This is a genomic window from Streptomyces sp. NPDC001493 (assembly GCF_053597235.1).
This window is the reverse complement of record NZ_JBSFHV010000024.1, coordinates 84,601-105,996: the sequence shown is the minus strand read 5'-3', so window position 1 is coordinate 105,996 and position 21,396 is coordinate 84,601. Positions and strand designations below refer to the sequence as shown.

The 21,396-nt window shown below is 71.5% G+C and carries 22 protein-coding genes; 11 read left to right on the top strand and 11 right to left on the bottom strand.

Going from position 1 to position 21,396, the window contains the following annotated elements:
* Positions 1-122 precede the first annotated feature (122 nt).
* A complete protein-coding gene (locus ACWCWD_RS28840) occupies positions 123-617 on the top strand; it encodes a PaaI family thioesterase (RefSeq protein WP_450777167.1) in 495 nt (164 codons plus the stop codon).
* Positions 618-643: 26 nt separating this feature from the next.
* Here ACWCWD_RS28840 and ACWCWD_RS28835 read toward each other — a convergent pair whose 3' ends face one another.
* On the bottom strand, positions 644-1,294 hold the full coding sequence (locus ACWCWD_RS28835; RefSeq protein ID WP_450777165.1) for a class II aldolase/adducin family protein: 651 nt from the start codon (positions 1,292-1,294) through the stop codon (positions 644-646).
* Complete coding sequence (gene otnK / locus ACWCWD_RS28830; protein WP_450777163.1) at positions 1,291-2,580, bottom strand: 3-oxo-tetronate kinase; 1,290 nt, start codon at positions 2,578-2,580, stop codon at positions 1,291-1,293. The genes ACWCWD_RS28835 and otnK overlap by 4 nt, the downstream gene beginning before the upstream one ends.
* A 204-nt stretch (positions 2,581-2,784) precedes the next feature.
* Between otnK and ACWCWD_RS28825 the strand changes: the two genes are divergently transcribed.
* The 3 genes from ACWCWD_RS28825 (at position 2,785) to ACWCWD_RS28815 (ending at position 6,432) form a co-directional block, all read left to right on the top strand.
* Complete coding sequence (locus ACWCWD_RS28825) at positions 2,785-4,194, top strand: homoserine dehydrogenase (protein WP_450777161.1); 1,410 nt, start codon at positions 2,785-2,787, stop codon at positions 4,192-4,194.
* Entirely contained in the window at positions 4,194-5,552 is a 1,359-nt protein-coding gene (locus tag ACWCWD_RS28820) for a GntT/GntP/DsdX family permease (protein WP_450777159.1), read from the top strand. Before ACWCWD_RS28825 ends, ACWCWD_RS28820 begins: the two co-directional genes overlap by 1 nt.
* Positions 5,553-5,640: 88 nt before the next feature.
* Entirely contained in the window at positions 5,641-6,432 is a 792-nt protein-coding gene (locus ACWCWD_RS28815; RefSeq protein ID WP_450777157.1) for a DeoR/GlpR family DNA-binding transcription regulator, read from the top strand.
* 108 nt (positions 6,433-6,540) lie between these two features.
* Here the strand turns inward: ACWCWD_RS28815 and ACWCWD_RS28810 are convergent, their stop codons facing one another.
* Positions 6,541-7,305 (bottom strand): SDR family oxidoreductase, encoded by a 765-nt coding sequence (locus ACWCWD_RS28810; RefSeq protein ID WP_450777155.1) that lies wholly within the window; start codon positions 7,303-7,305, stop codon positions 6,541-6,543.
* Between the two features lie 298 nt (positions 7,306-7,603).
* Here ACWCWD_RS28810 and ACWCWD_RS28805 point away from each other — a divergent pair, with 298 nt between their 5' ends.
* The 3 genes from ACWCWD_RS28805 to ACWCWD_RS28795 all read left to right on the top strand — a co-directional run bounded on the left by ACWCWD_RS28805 (position 7,604) and on the right by ACWCWD_RS28795 (position 11,548).
* Complete coding sequence (locus ACWCWD_RS28805) at positions 7,604-8,329, top strand: ScbR family autoregulator-binding transcription factor (protein ID WP_450777153.1); 726 nt, start codon at positions 7,604-7,606, stop codon at positions 8,327-8,329.
* 5 nt (positions 8,330-8,334) lie between these two features.
* On the top strand, positions 8,335-9,243 hold the full coding sequence (locus ACWCWD_RS28800; protein WP_450777152.1) for a quinone oxidoreductase family protein: 909 nt from the start codon (positions 8,335-8,337) through the stop codon (positions 9,241-9,243).
* 277 nt (positions 9,244-9,520) lie between these two features.
* Entirely contained in the window at positions 9,521-11,548 is a 2,028-nt protein-coding gene (locus ACWCWD_RS28795) for an ATP-binding protein (RefSeq protein ID WP_450777200.1), read from the top strand.
* Positions 11,549-11,657: 109 nt separating this feature from the next.
* Here ACWCWD_RS28795 and ACWCWD_RS28790 read toward each other — a convergent pair whose 3' ends face one another.
* Positions 11,658-12,488, bottom strand: a complete 831-nt coding sequence (locus tag ACWCWD_RS28790) for a PepSY domain-containing protein (protein WP_450777150.1) — start codon at positions 12,486-12,488, stop codon at positions 11,658-11,660.
* A gap of 261 nt (positions 12,489-12,749) precedes the next feature.
* On the opposite strand from ACWCWD_RS28790, the gene ACWCWD_RS28785 reads away from it, so the two are divergent.
* Together ACWCWD_RS28785 and ACWCWD_RS28780 are read left to right on the top strand one after the other, a co-directional pair.
* Complete coding sequence (locus ACWCWD_RS28785) at positions 12,750-12,998, top strand: DUF6296 family protein (RefSeq protein WP_450777148.1); 249 nt, start codon at positions 12,750-12,752, stop codon at positions 12,996-12,998.
* Positions 12,999-13,009: 11 nt separating this feature from the next.
* The gene (locus tag ACWCWD_RS28780; protein ID WP_450777146.1) at positions 13,010-13,450 is read left to right on the top strand and encodes a protein-tyrosine phosphatase family protein; all 441 of its coding nucleotides are present in this window, start codon (positions 13,010-13,012) and stop codon (positions 13,448-13,450) included.
* Here ACWCWD_RS28780 and lepB read toward each other — a convergent pair.
* The 7 genes from lepB to ACWCWD_RS28745 all read right to left on the bottom strand — a co-directional run bounded on the left by lepB (position 13,417) and on the right by ACWCWD_RS28745 (position 19,419).
* Positions 13,417-14,256 (bottom strand): signal peptidase I, encoded by an 840-nt coding sequence (gene lepB, locus ACWCWD_RS28775; protein WP_450777145.1) that lies wholly within the window; start codon positions 14,254-14,256, stop codon positions 13,417-13,419. The two genes, ACWCWD_RS28780 and lepB, sit on opposite strands and share 34 nt — an antisense overlap.
* 116 nt (positions 14,257-14,372) lie before the next feature.
* Positions 14,373-14,684: a hypothetical protein gene (locus tag ACWCWD_RS28770; RefSeq protein ID WP_450777143.1), complete on the bottom strand. Its 312-nt coding sequence runs from the start codon at positions 14,682-14,684 to the stop codon at positions 14,373-14,375.
* Between the two features lie 140 nt (positions 14,685-14,824).
* Positions 14,825-15,343 carry a mycothiol transferase gene (locus tag ACWCWD_RS28765; protein WP_450777141.1) on the bottom strand — a complete coding sequence of 173 codons (519 nt, stop codon included), beginning with the start codon at positions 15,341-15,343 and terminating at the stop codon, positions 14,825-14,827.
* 147 nt (positions 15,344-15,490) lie between these two features.
* Positions 15,491-16,207, bottom strand: a complete 717-nt coding sequence (locus tag ACWCWD_RS28760; RefSeq protein WP_450777139.1) for a DUF4230 domain-containing protein — start codon at positions 16,205-16,207, stop codon at positions 15,491-15,493.
* A gap of 83 nt (positions 16,208-16,290) precedes the next feature.
* Entirely contained in the window at positions 16,291-16,806 is a 516-nt protein-coding gene (locus ACWCWD_RS28755; protein ID WP_450777137.1) for a DinB family protein, read from the bottom strand.
* A 55-nt stretch (positions 16,807-16,861) separates the two neighbouring features.
* Positions 16,862-17,647 carry a DUF4389 domain-containing protein gene (locus ACWCWD_RS28750; RefSeq protein ID WP_450777135.1) on the bottom strand — a complete coding sequence of 262 codons (786 nt, stop codon included), beginning with the start codon at positions 17,645-17,647 and terminating at the stop codon, positions 16,862-16,864.
* Positions 17,648-18,597: 950 nt separating this feature from the next.
* Entirely contained in the window at positions 18,598-19,419 is an 822-nt protein-coding gene (locus ACWCWD_RS28745; RefSeq protein WP_450777134.1) for a VanZ family protein, read from the bottom strand.
* A gap of 146 nt (positions 19,420-19,565) precedes the next feature.
* Between ACWCWD_RS28745 and ACWCWD_RS28740 the strand changes: the two genes are divergently transcribed.
* Entirely contained in the window at positions 19,566-20,066 is a 501-nt protein-coding gene (locus tag ACWCWD_RS28740) for a tetratricopeptide repeat protein (RefSeq protein WP_450777132.1), read from the top strand.
* Positions 20,067-20,261: 195 nt separating this feature from the next.
* Entirely contained in the window at positions 20,262-21,311 is a 1,050-nt protein-coding gene (locus ACWCWD_RS28735; RefSeq protein WP_450777130.1) for a phosphatidylinositol-specific phospholipase C domain-containing protein, read from the top strand.
* Positions 21,312-21,396 lie beyond the last annotated feature (85 nt).

Below are 21,396 nucleotides of genomic sequence, written 5' to 3'. Positions count from 1 at the left end.
GCGGCGTCGGATACGGTGCATCGCGGCGAGGTGCCACGGCTGCCGTCGCACCCGCACGGGGAGTCCCGCAAGGGGAGTACGGGGCAGCCTCAGGTGAACACGAGTGGCGGGAGCGAAGGCAGATGGGCCGGACACGCACGTACGACTGGGAAGACCCTTCGGTCTCTGCCGGTGCCGTCGGCACGGCGACCGGGCTGGAGATGCTGCGCGACCTCGTGGCCGGCCGTCTCCCCAGCCCTCCGATCAGCCGGATGATGGGCTTCCGGATCACCGAAGTGGAGGCCGGGCGGGCGGTGTTCACCCTGGAACCGGGCGAGGAGCACTACAACCCGATCGGCAGCGTCCATGGCGGCGTGTACGCGACGCTGCTCGACTCGGCGGCCGGCTGCGCCGTCCACTCGGTGCTGCCCGCCGGGGTGGGGTACACCTCCCTCGACCTCAACGTGAAGTTCCTCCGGACCGTCACGGCGGACACCGGCACCGTAAGGGCGGTGGGCACGGTCCTCAAGAACGGCCGCACCACCTGCCTGGCGCAGGCGGAGCTCCTCGACGCGGAGGACCGCCTCCTCGCCCACGCGACCAGTACCTGCCTGATCGTCCCGCTGAAACCGCGGTAGACGGGCACGCGTCCCGGGCGGCTTCCTCAGGCGCGGTCGCCGACGCCCCAGGGTGACGCGTACTTGGTGGCGAGCAGCGCCGATTCCTCGGGGCCGAGGAGGCGGGCGGGGCGGTCACCGAGGGCCAGGAGAAGCGCGCAGACCTCTTCCAGTTCGACCGCCGAGTCGACGGCCGCCCCCATGTCGGTGCCCGCGACCACCGACCCGTGGTTCTGCAGCAGCGCCGCCCGCAGCGGGAATCCGAGACCGGCGAGGTGCTCGGCCTGTGCGGCGTCGCCGGGCGGCGCGTACGGGAGGAGGGGTGTCTGACCGACCCGCATGACGAAGTACGGCGTCAGCGGGGGGACGGCGCTCCGCGGCGACCAGGGCGGGAGGCAGGAGACCGCGGTGGCGTGGCGGGAGTGCAGGTGCACCACGGCCCCGGTATGGGGGTTCCTGCGGTAGAAGGCCGTGTGGAGCGGGAATTCCTTGGAGGGGCGGGGCCCGGCGACGTGCTGCCCGTCGAGGCCGAGGACACTCAAGTCTCCGGGGTCGATGCGGGCGAGGTCGGCGCCGGTCGGGGTGATGAGGATGTGCTCACCGTCGCGGACGCTGAGGTTGCCGGAGGAGCCGGGGCTGAGGCCGAGGGCCGCGAGGTGTGCTCCGGCGGCCGCGAGGTCGGCTCGGGGGGTACTCATACCAGGGCGCTCCAGGCTTCGGTGAAGATGGTCGTGTCGCCGAAGTTGCCGGACTTGAGCGCGAGGTCCACGGTGTGGTCGCGGTCGTGGACCCGGCCTTCGGCCCGGGCCCAGGCGACGCCCGGGGCGATCGGTGCTCCGATGCTCAGGGTGCGTACGCCGAGCGCGGTGACCACGGCGCCGGAGGTCTCCCCGCCCGCGACCAGGATCCGGCGGGCGCCCGCGTCGACGAGCCGGGCGGCGCAGGCCGCGAGGGCGCGTTCGACGAGCTCGGCGGCGGGTTCGGCGCCGGGGGGCGCGGGCTGTCGGAGGTCTCTCAGGTCGTCGACCGCGTAGATGAGCGGTGGCCGCTGCGGGTCGTCCTGCCAGCAGTCCCGTGCGAAGGCGACGAGGGCGTCGACGGTGCCGCTGAAGTCCGCCCGCAGTGCGGCGAGGTCGAGCTTGCGGTGCGGCAGGCGGGTCCGCCCGTGGGCGACCTGGGCGCGGGTGGCGGAGGAGGCGCTGCCGGACAGTACGACGCCGGGGGCCCCGGGCGCGGAGGCGGGTGTGGCGCGTGCGGTGTCCGCGTCGGGGCGCGGGCCGGTGAGGCCCAGCGCCAGCCCGGCGGCACCGGTGACCAGGGTGAGGTCTTCCGCCGCTGCGGAGACGGTGCGCAGATCGTCGTCGGTGACCGCGTCGACGACGACCAGCGCGTCTGCCGCATCCGGCTCGTCCAGCGCCGCCCGCAGAGCGGCGATCCCGGTCCGTACGGTGTCGAGACCGACGAGCCGTACCGGGTGGCCGGTCTGCGGGGCGAGGAGACGCCCGACGTGCGAGTCCCGCATCGGGGTGAGCGGGTGGTGGCGCATCGGACTGTCCTCCAGCAGCTCGCCGTGGACGGAGAGCAGTCCGTCCCGGACCGTGCGCCCGGTGGCCGGGAAGGACGGGACGACGACGCTGCGCCGCTCACCGAGCTCGGCCAGGAGCGCGTCCGCGACCGGGCCGATGTTGCCGTGCGGCGTGGAGTCGAAGGTCGAGCAGTACTTGAAGTAGAACCGCCGGCAGCCCGCGTCGCGCAGAGCGCGGAGGGACGCGAGCGAGTCGGCGACCGCCTCGCCGACGGGGGCGGTGCGTGATTTGAGAGCGACGACCAGCGCGTCCGCCTCGCGGACCGCGGTTCCGCTCCGGCTGTCCGTGATGCCGTCGGGGCCGACGGTCACCACCGTCCGGTAGCCGCGCGCGACGAGCATCGTGGCGAGATCGGTTGCTCCGGTGAAGTCGTCGGCGATGGCCCCGAGCGTCGGCATCGGACGGACCCCCTTGCGTTGGGTGCGGTGCCGGGAGGGTGATCCATGATCCGGCGTGTGAAATTATGTTAACAGACTTTACGCATACGGGATCTGCTGATACATCTTGTTAACACGCTCCCCGGTGCCCTCGCGTCGCAGACCGAGACCGCCCCCGTTCGGAGCCGTTTCACCGCGTCCTGCGTCCGTCTAGGAGAGCCACCCATGAACGTGCACCACCTTTTCGCCGGCACCGGCGACCGGACCGTGCGGTACGCACTGTCCGGAGCCGGCGGCGGCTTCGCCCGGACCCTGCTCGCCCAGACCCTGCGGATCGACCGGCTGGCACCCTCCGTCCTGTGCGACCGGGACGTGGAACGCCTGGCGGAGATGCTCCTCGAACTCGGATACGCCCCGGACGCCCTGTCTGTCTGTGCGGACGCGGTCGAGGTCGCCCGGGCCGGCGAAGAGGGCCGGATCGCCTTGGTGCGCGAGGGCGCCCTGCTGCCGGCCGGTGCCTGGGACATCCTGGTGGAGGCGACCGGCAGCCCCGCCGACGGCTTCGCCACGGCGTGCGCCGCGCTGACCGCCGGGCGCCACGTCGCCATGGTGAGCAAGGAGGTCGACTCCGTCGCGGGTCTGCACCTCGCCGACCTCGCCCAGGAAAACGGTGTCGTCTACACCACGGCCGACGGCGACCAGCCGGCCAACCTCATCGCGCTGGTGACCTGGGCCGAACTGCTGGGCCTCGACATCGTGGCCATCGGCAAGTCCAGCGAGTACGACCTGGTCCTCGACCCGGACGCCGGTACGGTCACCCAGCTCGACACCACCGTCCCCGCGCCGGAGCTGGCCGGGCTGCTCTCCCTCGGCGACGACCCGCGTTCCACTCTGGCCGCACGCGCCGCGGCGGTGTCCGCGCTGCCGGTCGGCGCCACCGCCGACTACTGCGAGATGGCCGTCGTCGCGACCAATACCGGCTTCCGGCCCGACACCGAGCGCCTCCACTACCCGGTCGCCCGGATCGCCGAACTCGCCGACGTCTACGCCCTCCGCGAGGACGGCGGCGTGCTGCGCCGCCCCGGCGCCGTCGACGTCTTCAGCGCGCTGCGGCTGCCGGACGAGGCGTCGTTCGCGGGCGGTGTCTTCGTGGTCGTGCGGACCGGCGACCCGGTGACCTGGGAGACGCTGCGGGGCAAGGGGCACGTCGTCAGCCGCGACGGCCGGTACGCCGCGATCTATCTCCCGTACCACCTCATGGGGGTCGAGACCCCCGTCTCGCTGCTCTCCGCGGTGCTGCACGGCCGGCCTTCGGGCGGCACCGACCCGCGCGGACACGCCGTACTGGCCGGCCGCGCCCGGCACGACCTGCCGGCCGGCACCGCGCTGGCCATGGGCGGCCACCACCACGACGTCACCGGCGTGCAGGCCGTGCTGCTGCGCGACGAGGACGCCCCCGCCGACACCGCCCCGCTCTACCTGGCGGCCCACGCCACCCTGAGCCGTGACGTCGCAGCCGGTGAGCTCATCACGCTCGCGGATCTCGCCGACGCCGACGCCGGCCTGCTGCACGCCTGGACCGCCGGACGCACCTCCCGCGCCACCGGCTCCTCCTCCGCCCCTGCGAGCCGTTGATGAGCACCGATCTCCAGCACCTGCTGCTGGGCATCGCCGCCGTCGTCGTACTCATCCTTCTGATCACGAAGGCCAAGCTCCACCCGTTCCTGGCGCTCGCCCTCGCCGCCCTCGGCCTCGGGCTCGCGGCCAGCATCGGCCCCGGCGACACCGTCGCGCACTTCCAGGACGGCTTCGGCGACGCGCTGAAGAGCACCGGCCCGACCATCGGCCTGGGCACCATCCTCGGCGGCATCCTGCTGGGCTCGGGCGGCGCCGACCGAATAGCCACCGTCTTCATCGGTGCCCGTCCGGTGAAGTGGATCCCCACCGCGATCACCGCCGCGGCGCTCCTCATCGGCATGCCGCACCTGTTCGACGTCAGCTTCGTGATGCTGGTGCCGCTCGTCTACGCGGTGGCCAAGCGCACCGGGACGCACCTGCTGTACGTGGGGCTCCCGATGGCGGCGGGCCTGTACATCTCGCACGGGCTGCTGCCCCCGCACCCCTCCCCCACCCTGGCGGTCTCCGCGTACGGCGCGAACACCGGCCTCACCATCCTGTACGGCCTGATCATCGGCATCCCGATCGCCGTGATCAGTGGTCCGCTGCTCACCCGGTTCGCCTCCCGGTGGTTCGGCCCCGCGCCCGACCTGGACAACGGGCCGGTCCCCGAGCCGGGCCCCGCGCCGGAGAACCAGCGCCGGCCCGCCTCCTTCACCCTGGCGCTGATCACCGTGCTGCTGCCGCCGGTGCTCATGCTGATCGGAACCGTGGGCACCTCCAACACGGCCGAGGGCTCCCTCCCCTACGCGTTCTTCGAGGCCTGCGACTCCTCGGTGATCTCGCTGCTCGCCGCCGTGGTCTTCGCGTTCTTCGCCCTGGGCCTGCGCTCCGGCTTCGGTCTCGGCCAGCTCCAGAAGATGGCGGGCAAGGGTCTCGGCCCGGTCGGCGGGATCGTGCTGATCCTCGGCGCCGGGGGCGGCCTCAAGGCGATGCTCACCGCGACCGGCATCGACAAGCTGATCTCGGACTACGCCGTCCACTGGTCGATCCCGCCGCTGCTGCTCGCCTGGCTGGTCGCGGCCCTGCTGCGGATCTGTCTGGGATCGGCGACGGTGGCCACCGCCGCGGCCACCGGCATCGTGGCGCCCCTCATCGGCGCGTACCCCGGCCTCTCGCCAGAACTGCTGGTCCTCGCGACGGCCTCCGGCGCGGTGATGCTCTCGCACGTCAACGACTCCGGCTTCTGGCTCTTCAAGGAGTACTACCAGCTGTCGGTGGCCCAGACGTTCCGTACCTGGACGCTCATGCTGTCGCTGCAGTCGCTGCTCAGCCTCGGCGGAGTCCTGCTGCTCAGCACCTTCGTCGGTTCCTGAACACCGAGTCCTTTTGGGCGCACAGCACCGGGAACGGCACAATCGAGCAGCGACCTGTGGTGGTCGTGGGAAGAAAGGTATTCCGTAGATGGCCGACGAAGAGCCCCTGCCCCTGATCCCCGATCAGCGGCGCGAACTGCTGGTGAAGCACTTGCGCCGTGACGGAGTGCTCAGCGTGCAGCAGATCACGCAGATCTTCGGCGTCTCGCACATGACGGTCCGACGCGACATCGCCGAACTGGAACGGCAGGGCCTCGTGTTCTCCGTGCCCGGCGGTGTCCGGATCGCCAGCCATCTCCAGAGCGAGCCCAGCTTCCAGGCGAAGTCGCTCGTGGAGCAGCCGGAGAAGAAGGCCATGGCAGCGAACGCGGTGGAGCTCGTACGGGAGGGCATGACGGTCTATCTGGACGCCGGAACGACCCTGCTGGCGATGGTTCCGCTGCTGGCGCGTCACGAGTCGCTGACGGTCGTCACCAACGACTTCACGACCGTGGACCGGCTGATGCCCTTCACCCACCTCGACGTCATACACATCGGCGGGCAGGTGGACCCGTCGAACCGGTCGAGCGTCGGCCGCCTGGCCGCGACCACACTGCGGCAGCTCGCCCTGGACATCGCCTTCATCAGCACCAGCTCCTGGGACCTGCTGCGCGGGGTGACCACTCCGTCGGCCGCCAAGGTGGAGGTCAAGCAGGCCGCGATGGAGTGCACGGGGAGTTCCGTGCTGGTCGCGGGCTCCTCGAAGTTCGGCACCTTCGGCAAGTTCCGGGTGGCCCCGCTCGGCGCGTTCGACACCGTCGTCACGGACGACGCGCTGGCCGAGGCCGCAGCGGAGGGGATCCGTGCCGGCGGTGTGGACCTGCGTCTGGCGCGTGTCTGAGCGGCCCGGCCGACACCCCCACCGTCTCCTTCCCCTCTCCGGCCGGTCCGTCCACGGTCCGGAGTGGGGGAGGGCACTCGGCGTCCGGGGCGGACACGGCCCATGCCGTCAGAGCGTGCTGCCGCCGGTGGCGTCGATGTACTGACCGGTGATCCACCGGGAGTCGTCGGACGCCAGGAACGCGACGATGTCGGCGATGTCGTCGGGGCGGCCGATCCGGTCGAAGGCGGAGAGTGCGGCGATCGCGTTCCGCGCTTCCTCGGTGGCGCGCCGGGAGGCGTTCATCTCCGTCTCGACGAACCCCGGTGCCACGGCGTTCACCGTGATGCCGCGGGGACCCAGTTCCTCGGCCAGGGTGCGGGTCAGGGAGTCGACCGCCCCCTTGCTCATCGAGTACGCGAGGGTCCGCGGCAGCGCACTCCTGCTCGCGGCGGAGGAGATGTTGACGATGCGGCCGCCCTCCCCCATCCGCTTCAGCGTCTCCTGGATGACGAAGAGCGGGGCCCGGGTGTTGACCGCGATCAGCCGGTCGAAGTCCTCGGCCCGCAGATCCTCGATGCGCGCGGAGATGCTGACGGCGGCGTTGTTGACCAGGATGTCGATCCCCGGTCCGGCCCCCTGCTCGCGGGCGCCGGCGTCGAAGGCGTCGAACAGGGCCCGGACGTCTCCGTCGACGCCGAGCTCGGCGCGTACCGGGAAGCAGCGTCCGCCGTCGTCGCGGATGCCGGAGACGGTCCGCGCGGCGGCCTCCTCGTTGCTCGCGTAGTGGACGGCGACGAGTGCGCCGTCCGCGGCGAGGCGCCTGGCGATCCCGCGTCCGATACCGCGGCTCGCCCCGGTCACCAGCGCCGTCCTGCCCTTGAGGGATCCCATGCGTGCCCAGCTCCGTTCGCCCGGCGGCCGGTCCGCCGGTTCCTGAACCGTACAGGGGGCCTCGGGAGGGTGATCGCAGAGGTGGAACGGCTGAGCGGAGGGGTGCGAGGACCTGACGGCGGCGGGCGTCGAACCCGCCTTCGGCCGACAGGTGCCGGTCCGTCACATGCCGTACTCGTCACGGGAGTCAGGGCTCGCGAGCAGGGGTAACATACCGGCGCGCCTGTTTCGCGCCCGCCCTCCTCATGAGACGCGCCGCGCGCGGCAGGGCGGACCGGACGGACCGAAGGAGTCGGGCATGGCGCAGCAGGAGCGGGCCATCAGAACGCGCTACACCGTGCTGGAGGCCGCTGCGGCGGTGTTCGCGTCGAACGGGTACGAAGCGTCCACCATCAGCGAGATCATGTCCCTGGCCGGAGTGACCAAGGGGGCCCTGTACTTCCACTTCTCCGGCAAGGAGGCGCTGGCGCACGCGGTGCTCCAGCACGCGGTCATCATCAAGCCGGACAATCCGGTGAAGATGCAGGCCATCGTGGATCTGGGCCTGCTCCTCGCGTACCGGCTGCCCCGGGAGCCGTTACTCCAGGGTGCGGCACGGCTGGCCGCCGACCAGAACGCGCGGCCGTTCTTCGGCGGACCGTGGCCGCAGTGGCGGGACGTCATCGCGACCCTGCTGACCGAAGGCCGCTCCCAGGGCGAGGTGTTCGAGCACATCGACCCGCTGGAGACCGCGAACGTGCTGGTGGGCGCGTTCACCGGATTACAGCTCGTCTCCACCACCGTGGACAGGCCGGACAGCCTGCTTCTCCTCGCCTCCGACCTCTACCGGCTGGTCCTGCCCGGCATCGCGGTGCCGGGAGTGCTGCGGGTGCTCTCCACCGATCCGGACCGCGCCCACCATGTGTTCGACGAGCTGGGGCAGCCCAGCTGGGACCTCTCGGTGACGTTCGATAACGTGCCCGGTGCCTCGTTCCCGGCGATGACCGGGCAGGTGGGCGCTACTGTTCCCCCGTCGAAACGGTGACACGCATGCACGCGATCCAAGTCCGCAGATCCGGTGGCCCCGAGGTGCTGGAGTACGCGGAGGTGCCCGACCCCGTCCCCGCGGAGGGACGGACGCTGCTCGACGTCGAGGCGGCCGGTGTGAACTTCGTGGACACCATGGTCACCGACGGCACGTACCCGACCGCGGGCGGCCACCCGTTCGTTCCCGGTACGGAGGTCGTCGGACGCACCGAGGACGGCAGGCGGGTTCTGGCGAGGGTGCGGTCCGGGTACGCGGAGCGGGTGAGCGCGGACCCGGCCACCATGATCGGCCTTCCCGAGGAACTCGACGCCGGGCAGGCGCTGGCCCTGCTGACACAGGGGCTCACCGCCTGGCACCTGCTGAAGTCGGCGGCACGGCTGGTGCCGGGCGAGACCGTGGTGGTGCACGCGGCCGCCGGCGGCGTGGGCAATCTGGCGGTGCAGCTGGCCCGGGAGTTCGGCGCCGGCCGTGTGGTGGCGGTGGCCTCGACGCCCGAGAAGCGTGCCGCCGCCCTGAAGGCGGGTGCGGACGAGGCGGTGGAGTACCCGCTCGCCGGGAAGGCGGACATCGTGCTGGACGCCTCCGGGGGCGCGCTCTTCGACCAGGGGCTGGCCTCGCTCGCGGAACACGGCAGGATCGTCACCTACGGCAACGCGTCCAGGTCCGCGCCGGCGCCGCTGGACACGGGCCGGCTCCTGATGCTGAACGCGTCGGTGACCGGGTTCCAGCTGGGCAGGTCGCTCTCCCGTCCGGGCGCCTTCTCGACGGCGCTCGGCGAGCTTCTCGACCTGACGCTGCGGGGCCGGCTGAGTCCCCTCACCGGTGGCGTCCATCCGCTGGCCGAGGCCCGGCGGGCGCACGAGGACCTGCTCGCACGGCGCACCGTGGGAAAGCTGGTGCTGCGGCCCTGAGCCGGAGCGCACACGGTCCCGGCGCGCGCGACCCGGCGTACGGGACGTGTACGGACCGGGGCCCGTGCCGTACCGGTTCCGCGCTGAAGCGTGTTGTGAAAGTCCCTCCGGGCGGACGGCGCTACTTTCACAACACGCTTTAGGCTCCTCCGGCCCGTCGGCGCCACGGACATTCACGCCAATTCATGGCTCCCGGAACATCACATGTCGGCCGTTTTTGATTGCTTCCGCGCAAGGGGAGGAGGCGCGCCCCCGGGGGAGGCAGGATGACCCCGTGATGGGCAACCCACCCGCCGTCACGACCAGTTTCATCGGCAGAAGCGGTGAGCTGGCCCGGACCGAGCGGGCACTGGACGAACACCGGCTGGTCACTCTCACGGGCCCCGGAGGCATAGGCAAGAGCCGGCTCGCGCTCCATGTCGCGGACCGAATAGCTGCTCGCTTCGCCGGTGGTGTCTGCTGGGCCGATCTCTCGCACCTGCACGGTGACGCGTCGCTGACGACCGCCGTCTGCGACGCGGTCGGTCTGCTGGACCACAGCCGGCGCCGTCCTGTGGAGGCGCTGAGCGAATGGCTGGCGGATCAGCGGCTGCTGCTCGTCCTGGACTGCTGCGAAAGGGTCCTGACGGCCTGCCGGGATCTGGTGGAGCGGCTGCTCGCCGCGGCGCCGGGGCTCACCGTGCTCGCGACCAGCCGGGAGCCGCTGGACGTGGCGGGCGAGTACGTCGTGGCGGTGCCGCCGCTGGCCACCGGGGGCGACGCCCAGCGCCTCTTCCGCGAGCGGGCCGCGCTCACCGCTCCGGCCCGGCAACTCGACACGCCGCGGGCGGCGGCGGCCGTGGGAGAGATCTGCCGGCGCCTGGAGGGCATTCCGCTCGCCGTGGAACTCGCCTGTGCCCGGTTGCGGGAGTCGGAGGTGGAGGAGCTCCTCGGGCTGCTCGCCTCCCGGCTCGACTCGCTCGTGGACGACACGACCTGGCCCCGGCGTCACCGGGCGCTGCGGACCACGATCGGCTGGAGCCACGAACTGTGCGCGCCGCTCGAACGGCTGCTGTGGGCCCGGCTCTCCGTCTTCCACGGAGGGATCCGGCTGGCGGACGCGCAGGCGGTCTGCTCCGGGGGGCCGCTCACACCGGACGGGGTGGCGCGCGGTCTGGAGAGGCTCGCCGCGCAGTCGGTGCTGCAGCGGGACGGCGCCGGCTACCGCATGCTCGACACGCTGCGCGAGTACGGTGCCATGTGGCTGCGGGAGCTGGCGGAGGACGGGGTGCTCGCCGACCGGCACGCCGCGCACTTCGCCGAGGTCACGGACGAGTCGCACCGGGGGTGGCTGGGCCCCCGTCAGCTCGCGCGCTACCGGCGTATGGACGAGAGTCACACGGATCTGTCGGCCGCTCTGGACCACCTCCTGGTGGCGTCCCCCGCGCTGGCCCTGCGCATGGCGGGTCAGGCCGGGCTGTTCTGGAGCTGCTGCGGCCATCTCCATCAGGCGCGTTCCTATCTGGAGCGGGTCCTCGCCCTGCATCCGGGCGGGGGCAGGGACCGGACCCGGGCCCTGTGGGCCCTCGGCGTCACTCTCACCCTCCAGGGGGACCACGGGGCGGCGTCGGAGGTCGGGGAGGAGTGTGCCCGTTGCGCGCGGGAGGACGCCGATGCCGAATCGATCCTCTCCGCCGCGCACACGGTGAGCTTCAACCACCTCATGGCGGGCCGGCCGCAGGCTGCGCTGGCGGTGAGCGACGGCGCGCTGCGGGAACTGCCGGTGGAGCCCGCCGTCGCGCCGTCCGTCCTGCGCTGTCGGGTGATACGCCTGTTCGCGCTGACGGCCCAGGGCCGTCTGGAGGAGGCGTACGGGGACGCCGTCGGACTCCAGCGGATCAGTCTGGAGTACGGGGACCGCTGGGCGCGCGGCTACGCGGACCACCAACTGGCGCTCATACACATGATGCACGGCCGGCCTCGGGACGCGGAGACCCATGCCCGCGCCATGCTCACCAGCAAGCACCAGCTCCAGGACAGTCTCGGGATCGCTCTCGCGCTGGACCTGCTCGCCGGTGCCATCGCCGCCCAGGGCGACGGCGTGGGCGCGGCGCGCACCCTGGGGACGGGGCAGACGTTCTGGCGGATGGTCGGCCACCCGCACCGCGGCACTCCGGAGCTGGGCGCGATCCGTGACCGTTGGGAGCGCCTCGCCCGCGAGGCCGCGGGTCATTCGGCGTACGAGACGGCCTACGACCGGGCGCTCAAGGACACCGCGGAACACGGCCTGGCCCACGCGTTGCGCCCCGAGCGGCATCAGGCCTGACCTGCCCGATGCCCGGGGGCTTCGAACGGTCGTGGACCGTGTGGAGAAACAGCGATTCGGTGGTGTGCACGGGCGGCACACCACCGAATCGGAGCCAACGGTCGGGGAATCAGTTCTCTTCGGTCTCCTCGGTCACTTCACCGACGATCGTTCCCTTGGCGGCGTCGATCTCGAAGTCGGTCTGGTTCCAGTCGGAGTCGACGACGTCGACCTGCCAGACGAGTACGTCGTCGTCGTTCTCCTCCAGCCCGATGGAGGTCACCCAACCCTTCTGCTTGTCGGTGGCCGTCTTCGCCGCCTGCTCCGGTGTCTGGGTGGCCTTGCCGATCATCCCGGACAGCCGGCTCTTGTCGTCGGCGGACTGGTTGTCGTCCTCGGTGGTGTCCAGAACCTTGCCGGTGACGGCGTTGATCCGGACGGTGTGCGCGGTGCCGTCCTTCTCCGCGACCTCCGCGACCCACTCGGGGTCGCTGGGGCTGCCGGTGGGGCTCGGGCTGCCCGTGGGGCTGGGGCTGCCGGTCGGACTCGGGCTGCTCGTGGGGCTCGGGCTCCCGGTCGGGCTGGGGCTGGGGCTGGCGTCCTCGTCGTCGTCGAGCCCGCCGAGCTCCAGGTCGACCAGCTTGCTGCCGGAGACCGCGTCCACCGCGGTCTTGGCCGCCTTGTCGAAGGTGATCTTCGTGGCGTCGAGCACGTCCTTGCGCTTCTGCTGCTCCTGCGTCAGCTTGGTCGCGGACGGGCTGGGAGAGGCCGGAGTGGTGGTCGCCTGGTGCGGTACGACCTTCGCGGCCTCCGAAGTCGCCGACGCCGACACGGAGTCACCGTCCGATCCGCAGCCCGTGACCATCGCCGAGGCGAGGACGGCGCACACGACGGCGCCGACCGCGCGGAGAGTGCGGGCACGCGTGGAGACACGGTTCGTCTGTGGGGGATCTAGTCTCATGTGCGCATGCCTAGCCCGGGCGGCGATCAGTCATGTTGTGCCCCGGCACCGAGTCACCCGATCGACCGGACCGCTCCGCCCGTTGGGCTCGTTCGCCGTCCCTCCGTCCCGGACAATGGCGTCGCGGTTCCGTCCGTCGCCGGCCGGACGCCCGCCGAGCGGCCGAACCTGCCCTTCCCTTGACCGGGCGCGGAGGGCGACGCTGGGAAACAATGGAATCCAAGGGGTCCGGCGTTCGTCGTGCCCGATCGGGAGGCCCACATGGACTATCCGGAACGTTTCGAGCTGATCTTCCAGACACTCGGCGCGGAGGACGACGTCGTCGTCGTCCGGATGACCGAGCGTGCGGGGGCGGGAGGACATCCCGTGTACGAGGACGAGACCGGGATCGTCCGCGCCGAGATCAGCGCCAGGGGCGAGGTACGGATGCTGGCCAGCGGCGGCCACCAGGTGCCCGGCGCACCTCTGCTGGCGCGTCCCCTGAACTCCGAGGTGCCTCCCGAGGAGTGAGAATGGGGGGCATGAGTGAAGCGTGGGATCCGGCCTCCCCTGGAATTCTGCGTCTGCCCTCGGGGCGCCTCGTGCGCGGCCGGGGGCTGCGTCGGCCGCTGCCCGAAGGTCCTGTCCCCGAGTTCTCGGTGCGCCTGCTGGGCCGTGAGCCCGAACCGGTGGCGTGGGAGTCGCGCTGGCTGCGGTGGCCCGACTTCCGCCTCCCGGCCGACGACGAGGCGGCCCGGTCCCTGCTGGAGGAGGTGTGGGCCCGGGCCGCCGGTGAGCGGGTGGAGGTCGCGTGCGCGGGCGGCCGGGGGCGTACGGGCACGGCCCTGGCGTGCCTGGCGGTGCTTGACGGGGTGCGCCCGGACGAGGCGGTCGGCTTCGTACGGGCGCACTACCACCCGAGCGCGGTGGAGACCCCGTGGCAGCGGCGTTACGTCCTGCGGTTCGGGGACCACTCCGCCTGAGGGCTGTCGGTTCCGCGTGCCCTCCGCCGGCGTCGCACCGCCAGGAGCGGGAGCGCGCCGGCGAGGGCGAGGCCGCCGGGGACGGCCGCCGACTCGATGCCGGGCCGGCTGAAGGTCGCCGGGATCGGCAGGGTCGCCCAGCGGCCGACCGGCCAGGCGACCACGACGGCCCGTCCGACCACCTCGTCCTCGGGGACCATGCCGCCGTTCTTGTCGTGCTGGTGGTAGCGGGAGTCGACGGACGCCTGACGGTGGTCGCCCATCACCCAGATCTTTCCGTCGGGGACAGTCACCTTGAACTCGCCGTCCCCGCCCGGGCTGCACGCGGTGTTGCCGGGGTAGACGTACGGCTCGTCCAGCGCCTGGCCGTTGAGCCGGAGCGGGCCGGTGCCGGAGCACTCGACGGTGTCGCCGCCGACTCCGATCACCCGCTTGATCAGGTCCTTCTCCTCCGCCGACGGCATCAGCCCGACGAAGGTCAGCGCCTGCTGGACCACGTTGGGCTGCTGGGCCTCGACGCCCGTCAGCCAGCCGTCGGGGTCGTGGAAGACGACGACCTCGCCCCGCTCGGGCTCCGAGCCGAACCAGGGGGTCAGCTTGTCGACGAGGACCCTGTCCCCTTCCTGCAGGGTGTTCTGCATGGACTCGGAGGGGATGGAGAACGCCTGCACCAGGAAGGTCTTGATGAGCAGCGCGAGGCAGAGCGCGACGACGACGAGCAGGGGGATCTCCACCCAGAGGGGACGCTGCTTCTCCGGCCCGGCCTGCCTTCTCGGTTTCCTCCGCAAGACGTCCGCCCCTGTCATCGCACCGCTCCTCGACATACTCACCCTCCGTACCCGCTCGGTACGGTTGCGTGAGCAACTCTAGTGCCGCGACGGCGCAAGCCTCGCCGATCGCGGCACTGGGCGGTCAGGCACTCCTACGCGATGGAGGGTGGCGCGGGGGCGGGTACGCCCTGTGGTGGGGGAACCATCGCGCCCGCGCCGGCGCGCACGGCCTCGACCACGGTCTGATGGAAGGTGCGGCTCTCCTCTTCGGAGAAGCACGGAACGGGGCTGCCCGCCATGGTGAACCAATCGGAGGATCCGCTGAACTGAACGGCCACGGCCGCCTGCTCGTCCGACCACGTCGTGTGCACGGTCAGATCCCCGGTCACGATGCCCACCTCGGCGGTGCTCACTCCGCCGGCTCCCGCGAAGACGCCACTGGTTGTCCACGATGCCCAGTTCATGACGTCTCGCCTTTCGACAATGCCTAGCCTGCCTACTGGCTGCTTTCGAGTATGGCACCGCGACCCCGAGCTCGCACCGGTGTGCGACGACCGGACTGCGCACACCTCTGACCTGGTCTTTATGTCGATCAGGCGATCGATCAACCGCGGTGTGCACGCCCGAGCGCCCCGCGCACGAAGGCGGCCTGACCGGCGTGCTGGAGGTCGTCGGCCACCACGCTGACGAGCCGGACTCCGAGGCTCACCGGCGGGGACCACGCCTCGTCGACGATCCGGTCCAGCGCCTTGCCGGTGAGTCCGCGGACGAAGGCCAGGGTGCGTTCGTGGACGGCGTCGTGGTAGCCGAGCAGCAGGTCGGCCGAGGCGACCCGCACGGCGCCGACTTCCTTGCGGGTGTGTCCGTATCCGGTCGCGGCTCGGTCGAACGGGAGGTCGAACCGGTCGGCCCAGCCGTCGGTGAACCAGACCTGCTCGCCGCCGGAGGCGTCCGCGACGTGGTCGTCCTGGACCCGGGTCAAGTGCCAAACGAGCCAAGCGATGGAGTTGGCCCCCGCATCGGTCCGGGCGTTGAGTTCGTCGGCGGAGAGCCCTTCGGCGGCCGCGTGCACCGCTTCCCGCACCCGGCCGAAGGCATCGGTGAGCAGATCTGATGTGTTCATCCGTCCACTCTGGCAAGCGGGCCGCCCGGCCGCACCACAACCCGACCCCATTGGTCGAACTAACGCACGACGGGCCACCTGCCGATCGGTGCGTTGACGGCAGTAGACATCGGCGCACCGATCGGCGACCGAAAGGGCGTACGGCTTTCAGGAGCCTCCGGGTGTCCCGAAGGTGACGGTGACCTTCGTGAACCCGAGCGACGTGAGGAGACCCTTGAGCATGTTGGCGGTGTTCTTCTCGGCCCGCGCGGTGAGACCGCTCTCCTTCGCCGCCTCCGCGATGTGCTGGGCCGCGAGCTTGTTGACCGCCTGCTCGCTGCCCGGGTTGTCGGAGAAGAAGTCGCCGAGGCGGTCCAGCAGGCCGCGCTGCTTGGAGACCGAGTAGGAGCGGTCGGGGTCGAGGGCGGGCTTGCCGAGGACCGCGTGCGGCAGGGTGAGCGTGGCCTCCGTACGGTCGTCGTTGACGACGACCCCGTTCTCGGCGACCTTGCCGAGGTCCACGGAGGCGCCGACGGTGCCGGCGCCGACGTAGAGGGTGCGTGTACCCCGGATCGCGTCGGGGAGGAACTTGGCGTCCTTCTCCAGGTCGACGACGACCTGGAAGTTGCCGGAGGCCGCTTCGTAAGCGCTCATGTCCTGGATCGACTTGAGCACGGCGGGCCCGGACCGGTCGTCGGTCCTCTCACCGAAGAGGTCGCCCAGACCCGGCACGAGGCTGAGCCGGGTGCCGGCGAAGAGGAGGGCCAGCACCACGGCGCAGATGCCGAGGGGTTTGACCCATCCCCGCTTCTTCGCGGCCGGGCGGGCGGCGGGCCCGCCGTCGCGCCGCTCGGAGCTGTCTGGTTCCGTACCGGTGGACGTCATACCGTTCGTCTGACCCGTACGCGCCGGTTCAGTCCACCCACACGCCCCCAACTCGCTCTGTTCCGGGGAGAGTCGTACGGGTTTCAGTCGCCGGTCACACCGTCCAGCCGCTCCCGCAGCAGGTCGGCGTGGCCGGCGTGGCGGGCGTACTCGGCGATGAGGTGGACATGGATCAGCCGAAGTGAGTACGTCTCCCCACGGTGGACGAAGGTGTCGTCGAGCGAAGCGTCGGCGACCGTCTCGTCCGCCAGCCGGATCTCCTCCAGCAGTCGTGCGTAGTCCTCCTGCGCACGCTCGGGGACGAGGTCCTCGAAGTCCGCGTCCTTGCCCTTGGCCGGGTCGTACATCGGAGGCAGTTCCTGGCCGGCGAACCGCTCGCGGAACCAGGTGCGTTCGACCTTGGCCATGTGCCGCACGAGGCCGAGCAGGCTGAGATTGGAGGGTTCGGTGGTCTGCCGCGCCAGTTGCTCGCCGGTCAACCCGGCGCACTTGCGCAGCAGGCTGCCGCGGTAGGAGTGGAGGAAGGCGGTGAGGGTCTCGCGCTCCGGGGCGTTCAGTGCGTCGGGGGTGGGTACGGGGTCAGGTGCTGTCCATGTCATCGGGCGATGATGCCCCGCGGCGGCCCGGATCGCGACCTCCTTTTCCCTCCGGCGGTTACCGGTGCAGCCGGTAGGTGTCCGAAGGCTCGTCGCCGTTCGGGGCGGTGGACCAGGTGATGCTGCTCGCGAGGCCGGCCACGAGGAAGAGGACGACGAACATCCCGCCGGCCCGGCTCATGACCAGCGGGCGGGTCGCGGAGCCGGTGCCGTACGGGACGACCTGGAGGCCGTCGTCGCCGAAGAGGCCCTTGGGGTAGGCGGGGGTGAGCATCGACGCGTAGGCCTCGAACCGCATCTGGTAGCGCAGGGTGGCGGCGGTGGCTTCGAACAGGGGCTTCGGCATGCGGCCGAGGATCAGGGTGACCAGCCACCACAGGAAGCCCAGGGCGAACCAGCCGGTGACGGCGAGGGACTGGACGACCAGCGCGGGAATCATCAGGAGCAGCCGGAAGAGGACGGCGAGCCGGTTGAGTTCGGTGGGGCGCACCTCGACGCGTACGGGATAGTCCCCCGGCGGGCTGAAGGAGAAGGGCGGGTAACGGTCCACCAGCAGCATCTCGTTGGCGAGGACGCGTGTCTGGTAGCCGAGCCGTCCGGCGAGGAAGCGGAAGACGGGCTGGGGCAGGCGGCCGAGGACGAGCGCCGAGAACCAGCCGACGACGACCATGACCGCCGCCGCGATCGAGAGGAAGAAGAGGACGACGAAGTGCGGCAGGAGGAGCAGGGACCGGAGCAGTACGGTGAGCCGGCGCTGCCGCACGGGCTCCACGATGTCCAGGACGGGCTGGAACTCCGGTACCTCGGGTGAGACGTGGCCCGGGCTCCACTGGCCGTCGGCCATACGGCTCCTCCTCGGCGGGTACGCGGCGCGCCTCCGGTGCGGTGGACGTCACCGCCAACCTGACGCGGCGCACCCGTCGGCACAATCCGCCGGGGTCCGAACGGGTGTCCCCGGCGGGCCAGGGGCGGGCCCGCCGGGGGGTGGAACGGCGGAGGTGCGGGGCGTCCCGTTCAACCCGTACCTCCGCCTGCTCTGGAATCACTCGCTCCAGGGGGTCGGAACACGCACATCGATGCCCACGTACTTCGTGAGCGTCCCGGTTGGCATGCGCGGTTTCCTCCTCGCGACTCTGACGTTCTTGGTGGGTGTGCACGGGGCGTGCAGGCGTTGAGCACAAGCCTTGAATCGGTGGGAGCGCTCCCATCATGCGGAGACGGGAAATCGGAGTCAAGAGACTTGAAGAGTCGAATAAATTCGATTAACAGAGTTCAGAACTGGGCCTGTTGACCGACATCAGTTGACGCTCTAACGTCGTGGCCGACCAGTGGGAGCGGTCCCATCAGCCGGCGTGCCGTAGGGGGCACGCCCGGCCGGCGGGGGCCGCCCCAGCGACTCCCTCCACTTTTCGTTCACATGAGGTACGCGTTCCGCCTGCTCCTCGGAGCGGTTCCCGCCACGACCGGCTCGCCGCCGCTCCCGTGGCCCGGCCCTCCGGAAACGCCCCTTTCCGCACGGTGGACCACTCCGTCACCGGCCTGCGGAAGGAAGGTCCCGGGGCAAACGTCGGACTGACCGACTCGGTTCCATCAGCTCCTTGTTGGACCTTGTGTTCGATCCCGGGGAGTGTGGGCGGCGACGCACCGAAGCCCGGTGGCGGTCCGGCCGGACCGCCACCGTCACCGATGAGCACCGGAACGATTCACCCGCGGCGGCGGCGAGCGCCGACACACCGGCTCCGCGGCACCTGACGGACCGCGGTCTCCGCCGACCGGGACGCCCTACCGCCCCGGTCAGCGGTTGCGGAACCGTTCCAGCAGCGTGCGCCCGCTCCCGGGCCGCGCCGCCTCGGCCTTCCCGGACCCGGCCGGCGTCTTCCCCGCGCCCTTGCCCAAGACGGTTGCCGTCTTCCCGGAGCGCCTGGCCCCGGCAGTGGCCGGAGCTTTCGCCGGGCGCCCGTTCCCGTCGGTGGCCCGTGCCTTCGTGGTGGTACGGGACGTGCCCGCCCGCGCCGATGCCGCCGCCACCTTCGCCCTGAACCCCTTGGCTTCGCCGGCCCGTCCGGTGGACCGCCTGCCGGACGCGTCCTCGCCGGCCGGAACGGCCGCCGGGACGGGCTCGGTCCGGACCGTCGCGAAGGAGTGGTAGTGATGGCTGATCCGGCGCCCCACGAACAGATAACCGAGCAGCGCACCGGTGGTGTTGAGGATGACGTCGTCGATGTCGAAGGCCCGGCCCTCCACGACCGCTCCCTGGGCCAGCTCCACGACCACCATGACCACGCCGGTCAGCAGGATCATGCGGAGCATCCGGAGCCGGCGCGGCACGAGAACCGGCAGCAGCACCCCGAAGGGTGCGCCGAGCAGAATGTTGCCGCCCGCCTGCTTGCAGGCCGCGAGGAAGGTGTAGTCCTCGGCGTACTGCCGGAGCGAGCGCCCGGGGGTCATGTTCGAATGGGCGATCCCGGCCGACGCGGGTGACGGGGTGAGTGTCACCTTCGCCAGGACGACGGAGAAGGCGACGAGGCCCACGAAGGCCACCACCAGGATGCCGGCGCGCAGCAGCGTGTGCGCCCAACTTCTTTTCCGCACAGTGCGGTTCGCGTCAGCGGTCATGGCCATCGAATGCCCCCGACCCGTCCGGTCACACCCCGATCCGGCCACCTCGCCCGACGGACTTCGCCAAGCGCGACGCCCCGCCCCCGGGGCCCCGCGGCGGGGCGCACGACGGCGGCCGGGCGGCGCCTGCCACGATGGCGCCCATGAGCTCACCGCAGAGGGACGAACTGCTCGCCGACGCCGTGCGGCTGCGCACCGAGGGCCGTACGGAGGAGGCCAGGGAACGCCTGCTCGCCCTGACGGCGCGGTTCCCGCAGGACGCGGAGGTCGCCTATCAGACGGCGTGGGCGCACGACGCCCTCGGCCTGGAGGCCGAGGCGGTGGCGTACTACGAGCGCTGCCTGTCGGGCGGTCACCTCGGCGAGGAGGACCGGCGGGGTGCGCTCGTCGGCCTCGGCAGCACGTACCGGGTCCTCGGCAGGTACGGGCAGGCCGTCGAGACGCTCCGTCAGGGGGTGGCGGAGTTCCCCGACGACGGGGCGCTGCACACGTTCCTGGCGATGGCGCTGTACAACACCGGCGAACACCACGAGGCGATGGGCCTGCTGTTGCGGCTCGTCGCGTCGACCAGCGAGGACCCGTACGTGAGGCGGTATCGCACCGCCATCGAGCACTACGCGACCGGCCTCGACGGGACGGTGTGACCGCCCCGGCCCGCGCACTTCCGCACTCCTCCGGGGCGCCGCTTCCGCCGGTCCGTCGCACCGGCTGCCGCGCGGACAGCCGGTGCTCCCCGAACGGCCGGTTCGCGTACTCCTGAAGGTCATCCGCGCCTCCTATCGTGCTCCCTGTTGACGCGTTCGCATCAACTTCGACGACGTGGGTGAGGGTGAGGGTCCATGAAGCAGGGATGGCGCCGGTGGGTGACGGCCGCCGCGGCCGGGCTGTTCTGCGTGGCGGTCTCGGCCGGCAGCGCACAGTCCGCCGCCGGCCAGGGCGGCAGCTCGTACGGAGCGACGACGGGCGTCGGGGTGCACAACGCGTACGAGAAGTCGACGTTCACCTACTTCGCCGACGCGCTCGACTCCGGGGCGGCGATGCTCGAACTCGACGTGTGGACGAACGTGTTCGGCAGTTCGTGGCGGGTCTCCCACAGCAACCCGCTCGGCAACGACAACAACTGCGAGAACGCGGCGAGCGCCGCCGAGCTGCGCAGCAAGCCGCGCAACCAGAACCTCGCCGGCTGCCTCTCCGACATCCGCGCCTGGCACGACGCCCACCCGGGACACCGGCCCATCGTGCTGAAGGTCGAGCTCAAGGACGGGTTCCTCGGCACGAGCGGCCGAGGTCCGGCCGAACTGGACGCGCTGCTCACGGCGAAGCTCGGCGACGCGCTCTACCGCCCCGCCGATCTCGCGGGCTCCCACGCCACGCTCGACGAGGCCGTCACCTCCGGAGGCTGGCCCACGCGGGACGCACTGGCGGGCCGTTTCCTGGTGGAGCTGATCCCCGGAACGGTCGAGGAGGGCAACCCGCTCGACACCCTGTGGACGGACCGCGAGTACGCCACGCGGCTGCGCGACCTCGCCGCCGCGGGCCGGCTGCGCGAGGCTTCGGCCTTCCCCGCCGTGCACACGGCGCAGGCCGGTGACCCCCGTACGCGGTACACCGACGCCTCCCTCCGCCCCTGGTTCGTGATCTTCGACGGGGATGCCTCCGCGTACGCGGGCGGCTCCATCGACACCGCCTGGTACGCCCGCAACCAGTACTTGGTGCTGATGACGGACGCGAACAACGTGGCGCCCGCCATCGACGGCACCAACCCGACGCCAGCCGAGGCCCTCGACCGGCTCACCCTTCTCGCGGGGCGGCACGCCAGCATCATCTCGGCGGACTGGCACGCACTGACCGACGTGTTGTCCACGGTGGTCCCGCGCGCGGGAGGCTGACCGGCCCCCGGGCAACAGGGCCGTACGCACCCTCCGGCAAGTCGCCGGAGGGTGCGTACGGCCCTGCGGCGAGCGGAGTCCCGGC

Bases quoted from the DNA above. Each gene is read 5' to 3' on its own strand.
- ACWCWD_RS28790 (WP_450777150.1), bottom strand. From the start codon at position 12,488: ATGAGACTAGATCCCCCACAGACGAACCGTGTCTCCACGCGTGCCCGC.
- ACWCWD_RS28740 (WP_450777132.1), top strand. From the start codon at position 19,566: ATGAGCTCACCGCAGAGGGACGAACTGCTCGCCGACGCCGTGCGGCTG.
- ACWCWD_RS28800 (WP_450777152.1), top strand. From the start codon at position 8,335: ATGCACGCGATCCAAGTCCGCAGATCCGGTGGCCCCGAGGTGCTGGAG.
- ACWCWD_RS28825 (WP_450777161.1), top strand. From the start codon at position 2,785: ATGAACGTGCACCACCTTTTCGCCGGCACCGGCGACCGGACCGTGCGG.
- ACWCWD_RS28765 (WP_450777141.1), bottom strand. From the start codon at position 15,343: ATGAACACATCAGATCTGCTCACCGATGCCTTCGGCCGGGTGCGGGAA.
- ACWCWD_RS28785 (WP_450777148.1), top strand. From the start codon at position 12,750: ATGGACTATCCGGAACGTTTCGAGCTGATCTTCCAGACACTCGGCGCG.
- ACWCWD_RS28795 (WP_450777200.1), top strand. From the start codon at position 9,521: ATGGGCAACCCACCCGCCGTCACGACCAGTTTCATCGGCAGAAGCGGT.
- otnK (WP_450777163.1), bottom strand. From the start codon at position 2,580: ATGCCGACGCTCGGGGCCATCGCCGACGACTTCACCGGAGCAACCGAT.
- ACWCWD_RS28745 (WP_450777134.1), bottom strand. From the start codon at position 19,419: ATGACCGCTGACGCGAACCGCACTGTGCGGAAAAGAAGTTGGGCGCAC.
- lepB (WP_450777145.1), bottom strand. From the start codon at position 14,256: ATGACAGGGGCGGACGTCTTGCGGAGGAAACCGAGAAGGCAGGCCGGG.
- ACWCWD_RS28780 (WP_450777146.1), top strand. From the start codon at position 13,010: ATGAGTGAAGCGTGGGATCCGGCCTCCCCTGGAATTCTGCGTCTGCCC.
- ACWCWD_RS28735 (WP_450777130.1), top strand. From the start codon at position 20,262: ATGAAGCAGGGATGGCGCCGGTGGGTGACGGCCGCCGCGGCCGGGCTG.
- ACWCWD_RS28750 (WP_450777135.1), bottom strand. From the start codon at position 17,647: ATGGCCGACGGCCAGTGGAGCCCGGGCCACGTCTCACCCGAGGTACCG.
- ACWCWD_RS28810 (WP_450777155.1), bottom strand. From the start codon at position 7,305: ATGGGATCCCTCAAGGGCAGGACGGCGCTGGTGACCGGGGCGAGCCGC.
- ACWCWD_RS28760 (WP_450777139.1), bottom strand. From the start codon at position 16,207: ATGACGTCCACCGGTACGGAACCAGACAGCTCCGAGCGGCGCGACGGC.
- ACWCWD_RS28770 (WP_450777143.1), bottom strand. From the start codon at position 14,684: ATGAACTGGGCATCGTGGACAACCAGTGGCGTCTTCGCGGGAGCCGGC.
- ACWCWD_RS28835 (WP_450777165.1), bottom strand. From the start codon at position 1,294: ATGAGTACCCCCCGAGCCGACCTCGCGGCCGCCGGAGCACACCTCGCG.
- ACWCWD_RS28820 (WP_450777159.1), top strand. From the start codon at position 4,194: ATGAGCACCGATCTCCAGCACCTGCTGCTGGGCATCGCCGCCGTCGTC.
- ACWCWD_RS28755 (WP_450777137.1), bottom strand. From the start codon at position 16,806: ATGACATGGACAGCACCTGACCCCGTACCCACCCCCGACGCACTGAAC.
- ACWCWD_RS28840 (WP_450777167.1), top strand. From the start codon at position 123: ATGGGCCGGACACGCACGTACGACTGGGAAGACCCTTCGGTCTCTGCC.
- ACWCWD_RS28805 (WP_450777153.1), top strand. From the start codon at position 7,604: ATGGCGCAGCAGGAGCGGGCCATCAGAACGCGCTACACCGTGCTGGAG.
- ACWCWD_RS28815 (WP_450777157.1), top strand. From the start codon at position 5,641: ATGGCCGACGAAGAGCCCCTGCCCCTGATCCCCGATCAGCGGCGCGAA.